10 protein-coding genes are annotated in these 8,487 nt (G+C 41.6%); 1 reads left to right on the forward strand and 9 read right to left on the reverse strand.

Going from position 1 to position 8,487, the window contains the following annotated elements; all coding sequences use genetic code 11:
• Positions 1-250 precede the first annotated feature (250 nt).
• The 3 genes from GGR02_RS16955 to GGR02_RS16965 form a co-directional block, all read right to left on the reverse strand.
• Complete coding sequence (locus GGR02_RS16955; RefSeq protein ID WP_183186115.1) at positions 251-1,453, reverse strand: hypothetical protein; 1,203 nt, start codon at positions 1,451-1,453, stop codon at positions 251-253.
• A gap of 124 nt (positions 1,454-1,577) precedes the next feature.
• A complete protein-coding gene (locus GGR02_RS16960; protein ID WP_183186116.1) occupies positions 1,578-2,006 on the reverse strand; it encodes a hypothetical protein in 429 nt (142 codons plus the stop codon).
• A gap of 182 nt (positions 2,007-2,188) precedes the next feature.
• On the reverse strand, positions 2,189-2,443 hold the full coding sequence (locus tag GGR02_RS16965; protein ID WP_183186117.1) for a hypothetical protein: 255 nt from the start codon (positions 2,441-2,443) through the stop codon (positions 2,189-2,191).
• A 155-nt stretch (positions 2,444-2,598) separates the two neighbouring features.
• On the opposite strand from GGR02_RS16965, the gene GGR02_RS16970 reads away from it, so the two are divergent.
• Entirely contained in the window at positions 2,599-3,027 is a 429-nt protein-coding gene (locus GGR02_RS16970) for a hypothetical protein (RefSeq protein WP_183186118.1), read from the forward strand.
• A 104-nt stretch (positions 3,028-3,131) separates the two neighbouring features.
• Here the strand turns inward: GGR02_RS16970 and GGR02_RS16975 are convergent, their stop codons facing one another.
• The 6 genes from GGR02_RS16975 to GGR02_RS17000 form a co-directional block, all read right to left on the reverse strand.
• Positions 3,132-3,431, reverse strand: a complete 300-nt coding sequence (locus GGR02_RS16975; RefSeq protein WP_183186119.1) for a DUF960 family protein — start codon at positions 3,429-3,431, stop codon at positions 3,132-3,134.
• Complete coding sequence (locus GGR02_RS16980; RefSeq protein WP_183186120.1) at positions 3,424-3,819, reverse strand: hypothetical protein; 396 nt, start codon at positions 3,817-3,819, stop codon at positions 3,424-3,426. The genes GGR02_RS16975 and GGR02_RS16980 overlap by 8 nt, the downstream gene beginning before the upstream one ends.
• Before the next feature lie 17 nt (positions 3,820-3,836).
• Positions 3,837-4,715 (reverse strand): tyrosine-type recombinase/integrase, encoded by an 879-nt coding sequence (locus GGR02_RS16985; RefSeq protein WP_229706282.1) that lies wholly within the window; start codon positions 4,713-4,715, stop codon positions 3,837-3,839.
• 407 nt (positions 4,716-5,122) lie between these two features.
• Entirely contained in the window at positions 5,123-5,419 is a 297-nt protein-coding gene (locus GGR02_RS16990) for a hypothetical protein (protein WP_183186122.1), read from the reverse strand.
• Between the two features lie 12 nt (positions 5,420-5,431).
• Complete coding sequence (locus GGR02_RS16995; RefSeq protein ID WP_183186123.1) at positions 5,432-5,878, reverse strand: JAB domain-containing protein; 447 nt, start codon at positions 5,876-5,878, stop codon at positions 5,432-5,434.
• 193 nt (positions 5,879-6,071) lie between these two features.
• The gene (locus tag GGR02_RS17000) at positions 6,072-8,204 is read right to left on the reverse strand and encodes a beta strand repeat-containing protein (RefSeq protein WP_183186124.1); all 2,133 of its coding nucleotides are present in this window, start codon (positions 8,202-8,204) and stop codon (positions 6,072-6,074) included.
• Positions 8,205-8,487: the final 283 nt, after the last annotated feature.

An 8,487-nucleotide genomic window follows, 5' to 3' on the forward strand; every position in this document is an offset into this window, starting at 1 on the left:
GAAGCTGTCCTCCCCTCTGGTTCCATCGTACTTCAAAACGGGCTCCCACCTCTCTTGGGAAAAATGCGTGTTTTTCAAAATGGATTGCTCATACCACAGAAAAAATGGACTTTAACAAATCCCAACAAAAAAACGAGAGGGTTCTCAACCATAGAACCCCTCTCGTTTTCTGTAAAACAACTATTCCTTATACAATTTTTCACATTTAAAAGGTGATTAAGACTTGACAATGTCATTTACTTAGAGTAAATTATTTTCCCGTTTCCTCAAGTTCGTCTAAATCATCGATCTCCTCGATCAAATCGTCCTTTTCCTCGATATCGACCAAATCATTGATTTCCTCAATAACGTCCAAGTCATTGATTTCGAGGATCGTATCCAAATCGTCTATCTCATCGTCATTCTTCTGTTCTTGCTCTAATCGAGAAGTGTTATATTCATCCAATGTTTCCATTAAAATTCTAAAATCATCTAAAGTAAAATCTTTTCGCAACTTATAGTCATTTTTAAATGAACTTGGTGCATAAATATTTCTAAACCGTTCCCAGTCACTTTCATCATAAACATCTTCTTTTCCTTCTATTTCTTGTAAAACCAATACAGCACTATAACCTAAAAATCTCATAATTCCTTCAACTTCCCCTCGCCATATCTTTCTCTTCTCTTCATCTAAATATGGATAAACCAGAACGTATTTTTGCCTATCGGAGATAAATGGCAAATGGAACACTTCTATAAGGTCTCTGGCTGCTATTGATAAAGGATATCCATTTTCACGACACTGTTTCAAAGCAACCGCTGCCGCTTTGCTTAGCTCGAACCCTAATCGCTTTTCCAATTTGTAATATTGGACATTTTTGTACTCATCCCCTGATTGATCAATCTTAGTTTCTAGACACTCAATTAATTCCTTAAAGCCCTTAAAGCTTATTCTTTTCAAATACCCTTTCTCACTAATTATCCGCTTCAGCGTAGTAGATGCTTTCTTATTAACACCTTCTCCTTCCTTTATTTCATCCAATGCTGAAAATTCCCCGATTTGATAAGGGAAAATATCTACTCCTTTGAAACGATTCGGGTTTCCCGTTGTTTTCTGATTGTTTTCTTTCTTTTTTTTTCTATATTCAGCTTCCTGTTTTTGACGCAAACGATGTTTCATTCTGTTTTCAGCATTCAACGTATTGAACAAATATAACAAGCGTTCGTACTGGTTATATTTAAACTTTTCTATTTTCTCTGGAGGTAGATTTTTCAACTCTTCTGGAAAAGAGGTGTGTTGTTCATAATATTTCCAAATACTAATTTTTCCCTCTTGCTTTCCCTTTTGAATACGATCTGCCATTACATAAAACAATAAGTACTCTTTCACTGCATCTAGTCCTATATGGAATCTCCCAGAAACAATATATATTGCCAACTCTTCCACTATTTCATCGATAAGCTCATACAGCATCCCTATAAACCTCCTATACATGAGATGAATCTAGCATATCACAAATAATATAGAGAGAAAAAGCGGCGACCGAGTGACTCTCCCTTCGAAGTCACTCGGCGCATCTGGACGAATCGTCCTTTTCCTATTGGTACTTCTTCATCAAATACTCTTTCACGCTGTCGTTGATGAATTTGGTGATGGATTCAATCTGGTTGTGTGTTCTCAGCATTTGGATGATTTGATAAATGTTTTTTTCTAAGTATGTCGTCACTCGCACGTGTGTTTCCGCAAAAGTGGCTTTCTTTGTTGCTTCTTTCAACATCAGCGGCTTCCCATTCAAGACGAATGCTTGATCGTTCGTTGTGCTGAATTTGCTGCTTGCTTGCGTGAAAGATTCATGCTCGGTTGCTTCTTCTCCCTCATCCCATTCCACCTCTTCTTCGTCATATTCCAACTCATATTCCTCATCGTCCCCGAATTCAAGCGTGTTCCAATCGTCCTCCCTCGTTCGCTTCAAATGATGATGGCTTCGTTTTCTTCTCGTTCCGTCATAACCAATGCCATGTTCCATACGTGTATGCTCCTTTCCCTGCTAAAATGAAATGGTCATGCGCGACGTTTGCGTACAGGTGCACAAAAACGTCCATGTCGCCGTTTTCGTGTACGTAGACGTAAACGTAAACACATTAATGTTATGTTAGGTGTCTTTATCAACAAAAAAAGAAAAAACAACACGGCAACCAAGCCATCCATTCATCGTCCTTTCGCTCTTTCCTGCAGTTGAACATGCAAAAAAGCAACACCTCCTCCTTCTTTGCCTAGTTGTTTCTCTTGTGGGCAAAAAAACGATGGCTTGATGCATCTTTTGATTCGTCTTTCTCTTGAATCCACAAACGGAAAATTTCCATGACTCCACCGTTTTTTAGCTCCTCTTTTCGTTTTCTGGTCAACGATGACTGGATGCAACATTGGCACAATCGCATCAGCGGCAATTTGGCATGACTCCATCGTTCTTTCCCCTCCTGCTTCCCATTTTCGGTCGACCGAAAACATATGCGATGCGAATGTTTCTGTCCATGCACAAAAGAAAGCACCTGTTTGATTTTCCAGTCGACCAAAAAATGAAAACAATAAATTAAGACATCGCGAAAGGAATGATCGAATTGAGACCAACCAACCCACGCAAGCGAGCGTTCGACTTGGAACAATATGAGAAAAAGCAAAAGAAACAAATCGAACACTTGTTGGAAAAACAAAAGGAATTTTTGTCCGAATGGAAGGCGTTAAAAAAAGCACTCGAAACGGAAAGTGATGCATTCGAAAAGAAGCGAATCACTTACAGAATGCAGTCACTCGAGCGGCGCATAGCGATGGTAAAGGAGGAATTGAAGAAAAAAGGGTATAAAGACAACAGAGGGCGACCAAAAAAAGAAGCAGGAACGACGTATAAAGAACAACGTGTCAAATTTACAGCACATTTATTGCCAGAAACGATCGCTTATTTAAAAGCGCTCAAGGAAAAAGGAATGATTGCTGATATTTCTTCTTTTCTGGACGAATTAGTCCGTCAACATAAAAACGAAACCGAATAAGAGGCAAAATAAGCGGCAAAAAAAAATGAGGTCAAATGCTTCTTTCTGCTTTGACCTCATCCCACATTTCCAAGAACGTATCATTCTTTATTCGCTAATATTAATCAATAACAACTCGGAAATAAGACGATGACATAGTCTTGTTGATCCATCACCCACACCGTCTGTTCGATGGGAAGGGCTTTTTCCAGCGGCACAAACACCGTCGTTTCTCGCTCTGGCTGTTCTTGCCGTTGAACGAGCCATTGCTCGTGATTTTCCACGTAAAACTCAAACACTTGTAAGTAATCCGTCATTTGCTCATTCCTTTCATCCACATACCGAAGGATGAACTGTAGATGTTCTTCACTTAATGTGTCGGCGACCGCACGTGTCATATAACGAGGCTTGTATCGTTCAAACATAAAAATCCCCTCTTCCTTCGTTCCAATCGGCTTGTTCCAACAGCCATTGTTCCGTCGCTTCATCATGTATGCCAACGAGCGTATAAAATAGCTGAAACTCATGCCCCCATCGTTTCGCGATGCGGTAAAATGTCATGTCTCCATGATGATGTCTTTCGACATATTCCAACGTAAATGGGTCATCTACCTGTGCCATGACGTCATCCTCTTTTTCTAGTAAAATGAGTGCTTGATCGTACGGCAAGAAGAAAGCAGGCAGCGATGTTTCTTTTCCACTTGCTTCGTAAAGATCGATGAAATCCTGCTCGATCGCTTGAATGAGCGGCTGTGGTGCCCGCCTGTATGCTTTTAATGCTTCGATGTCATTGACACATTGAATGACTTTCATCGCTCCATTTCCCCTTTCTACAATAGCTGAACGGCATCCATCTTTTCCTGTCTTGTCGTTTGAATGTAAAACCTTGCGGTCATGTTCACTGTACTATGCCCTGCTAGTTTACTGACCGTTGTCAAATCGACTCCTTTTTTCAACAAGCGCGTGCAAAACGTATGGCGAAACAAATGCGGATGCAAGTGAAATCCGAGTTCCTTTGAAACGTTCCCCAGCCACTCCCTGACCGCATCGCGATGCATCTTTGGCGCTCGTTGGCTCACAAGCAAATAGTCGCTGTCGACAAAACGCGAGTTCGCTCGTTCGCCTTGTTCGTATTGTTTCATGACGTGAAGCACATCTTGCCGCAACGTGATCTCGCGCACTTTCCCGCCTTTGCCGCGAACGGTGAGCGTACGGGCTAAAGCATCAATGTCGGCTCGTTTGATGTTCACCAACTCCGACACGCGCACGCCTGTATAAAGCAATAAGTAAGCAATCAGTTTATTCCGTTGGCTTACTTTTGTCTGATCCTCGACATAAAACAACAGCTTTTCCACTTGTTCTTCCGACAATGCCGTCACGACATGTTCACTTCCAGCGGCAATCGAGATGCGGTCGCGTTTCAGTTGAATGAAACTGTCGCTTACGATTCCCTTCTTTTGCAGGAAGTCATTGTACACTTTTAAGCTGTTGATTTTTTTGTTGATCGTCGCCACCGCATAGCCGTTGTCGATTAAATGTTGCTTATAACGGACGAAAGAAAAACGAGAAAGCGGCTGACGTGAATCAACCGCCTTTTCGACCATATACGCCTGAAACTTTGCGACATCCCCGACATACGACTCCATCGTTTTCGGCGATTTCCCTTCTTCAATGAGCCACTGCTTAAATGCATCGAGTAATGGTTGCACGATAATTCCTCCCTCATATGCAAAAAACGATGGAATGCTCATTCATCCATCGTTTCATCGTTTGATGATGTCAATGATGGTTTTCACCGTACATAAAGGGCACGATTGCTTGCATAGGCAAGAACACGGAAATACTTTCATCGGTCATTCCTCCTTCCTACTTTCCTTCGTTCACCAATTGTTTCACTGCCTCTGTGGCAACCGCCACCACAATCGTCGCAACGACTTTTTCCCACATGCCTTTTCACCCCCTTTCCCTCCCGACTCCCGACAGTTATATCATAATGTCATGAGTTTTTTGGCAATGAAAGCATAGCGGTTCCTTGAGATTCATCAAATCTGCCATGTATGGTTGGAATCCTTTTCGTTTTGTCGGGAGATTCGCAAAAGAAATGGCGCGAGTTTTATCACGAAACGTACAACCGCGCACATATGCGCTTTCCATTTTTGATCCACACTTCATACAACATCTCTCTCGTTTCTTCCTCCACAACGACACCAGCGATCCACTCATTCCCTTCTGCATCCGCATACATGAACGCCTCTAATAAGAGCGGATTCGGCAATTTCGCTACGTGCTCGTCAGGAATAAGCAATTCATCGATCTCCTCATGGTCAAATGTATACGCTTCGTACCCGACTTCCTCAAGCCTCACTTCCACGCCAAACTCACGTTTCATTTTTGCCATAAACCATTCGAGCATGATTCTTCCCCCTCACACGTACCCTTTTTCCTTCAACGACACGAATCGCTCACCGCCAACGACGACATGATCCAACAATTCAATCCCGACAATTCTCCCTGCCTCCACGAGTCTTCTCGTCACGTCGATGTCTTCCCTTGACGGTGTCGGGTCGGTCGATGGATGATTGTGTGCGACTAACACCGACGCCGCATTTGCCAAAATCGCCGACTTGAACACCTCGCGTGGATGCACGATACTGGCGTTCAAACTCCCCACATGGCACACATGAATCGCCGTCGGCTGGTTTTTCGTGTCCAGACAAACAACGACAAACACCTCCCGATCCGCATCCGCCAAAAACGGCTTCAACAGCTGATACGCATCTTCCGGCGACTTCACCTGCCTTTCTTTGTACAGCACGCTAGACTCGCGAACGAGCTTTACACTCACAATGTTCACGCGCTTTGCAGACTGCATTCTATTCCCTCCTAAAATAAAAATCGCCCCCATTCCAAAGCGGAATCGAGGCGTTCAAAGGTATAATATATATTTCAAACGACATTTGATGCGGAAAAAAAGAAACAGAGAGCCATTCAATGACTCTCTGTCTCTATAAAACTTCGACAACCTTCGGGGCGTGACAGGCACGCATCCCTCGCATCCCTGATAATTACTTAACAGTAATTGTTTTTGAACCTTCAACAACGTTAGTTAAGTAACTAGTGTCTTTAACTAATGTTGGTGCTGCAACTGTACCTACTTTTAATGAAGTTGCATTATTTAGGTTGTAAGTACCAGCTGTAAAGTCTGTTCCAGATGCTGCTTGCTGTTGAACAACAATATCAATACCTGCATTGTAAGCTCCATTACCATTTACATCGATGTATAATACATCTCCGTAAGTTGAATCGTTATTTAATACTGACGTATTTACAGTCAATACATACTTACCTGCATCAGCACCAACGCCATCAGCAAGAGTATATGCTGCAGTATTTAATTGCACACCGTTCAGAACTACCGCAAAGTCTGCCTCTTTACCTGCCGCACTATTAACAGCTTCAGAGAAACTGAGCGAAACTGTACCATTTGTATTAAGTGTAGCAGCAGTAAATACAGGTTTAATATCATCCTTCAAGGCTACAGAGCCAACATAAGGTGACATTGTGTTTCCAGCTTTATCTTTAATACCATTAATGTTCAATGCATAAGTTTTATCTTTTGCAATTGAACCTGCAGGAATGTTGATTGTAGCAGTATTACCAGAAATTGTAATATAAGAACCCGCAGGTAATGCAGCACCGTCAAGACGATAGTTATTAACATTCGTAACTGTTGCAGCATCTAAACCCGAACCTGCTTCAGTAAACGTAACAGCAATTGTTGTACCACTTGTTGAGTTAGTTGCAGCTGTTGCATTCACAGTGCTAACTGCAGGTGCAATTGTATCAGTTGCTACAGGAGCGCCAGCAGAGACATCAACAGTTAGGTTAGCTGATTTAGATGCATTTTGTGCAATAGCCTTGTCAGTTACTGCAGAGTTTGGCATAACCACTGTATATGTTTTCACACCAGTTCCAACTGGAGCATTTAATGATAATACTAACTCAGTATTATCATTAGGATTTACCGTTCTAGCAGAAATTGGAGTTGTTATACTAGTACCTTGATCATCAACTACAACATAGCTTCCAGCTGCAGCACTTGCAGTAACTTCTTCGTTGAATTTGACAACAATAGCTCCATTTGGCGTTGAAATGCCATTGTAAGAAGTTACTTTCTTGTATGTTGCACTCACAACTTGTGGAGCTGCCGTATCTTGAGTGATAGTAACATTCTTTACAGTAGCTGCAACTGCATTACCAGCTGCATCTTTCACAGTATTAGCTACAGAAACTACTCCATTGAAAGTTCCATTGTTGAATGGAAGAGCCGTAACTGGAACTAAGAATGTTTTATTGTCAGTGTTTGCTTTAGCAGTAACAGTACCTTGTGTAATACCAGTAGGGTTTAAGTTAGCATCTAAAACTTTGATGCTTGTATTAGAAATTGTGCTAGCATCCATTGATTTATCGAAAGTAACTTCAAGTAGACTATCACGAACAACCTTAACATCAGTTACAGTTGGAGCTGTAGTATCGCCAACAACTGTTACTGTTGTTGTTACAGGATTTGGATTTACCAAGTTACCAGCTGCATCTTTAATATTTAATAAAGATAGATTGTATGTCTGACCAACTAATAAGTTTGAACCAGAAGTCACAATAACTTCATTTGGTTTGCTACCAGCTGTTACAGTAGCTGCAGTTCCATTAATAGTAGCTGTCGCAACAGTAATGTCAACTGGCTCATTAAACGTTACTTTAATTTGAGTTGTTGCTGTTTTACCAGATGCGCTTGCTGATACAAATGTAGGCGCAACTTTATCAGAATAAGTGACAGACTTAGTAGTATCAGCAATTGTATTCAATTGAGCATCTTTAACACCTGAAACGGATACTTGGAAGACATCTCCCTCAGAAATTGAATGCCATGCAGCACTAGTTAAAGGTGTAACTAAAGTAATTGTAACACTCTTGCCATCTGCACTTAATTCAGCAGTTGCGTCATAGCTACCTGTAGTAGGTGCTGTAAGTGCTTGAGCAGGTTGACCAGCTACTTTAATTGAGTATTTTGTAACATCAGTTGCAGTTGTTTTATCAACAGCTTTGTTGAAAGTAACAACTAATTGTTTAGCATTAATCGCACAAAAGCAACCCCATTTTCTTCCACAAACACCATTCCGAAGCCCTAAGAGGCTCAAGGGGTTGGCAAAGTGCCATCACTCCTTGCATAGTTGCCGCAGACAAAAAAACGAGAAAGTTTTCGAATACATACGAAATCCATACAGAAAAAATGCCGACCAAATCCATAGAAAACGGCTGGTCAGCATCCCCCTTTCATCTCACCGATTGAAGAAGAACCATCACCCATGATGGTTACATTCCGCTGCTTATGAACGCGAGCTCTCCCCTTGAACGATCTGTCCATCCTTCTTTCATCTTACAGATCCTTAGTATAGCTCATCAATATACTTTGCATTTCTG

Source organism: Anoxybacteroides voinovskiense (assembly GCF_014196205.1).
Taxonomy (GTDB): Bacteria; Bacillota; Bacilli; order Bacillales; family Anoxybacillaceae; genus Anoxybacteroides; species Anoxybacteroides voinovskiense.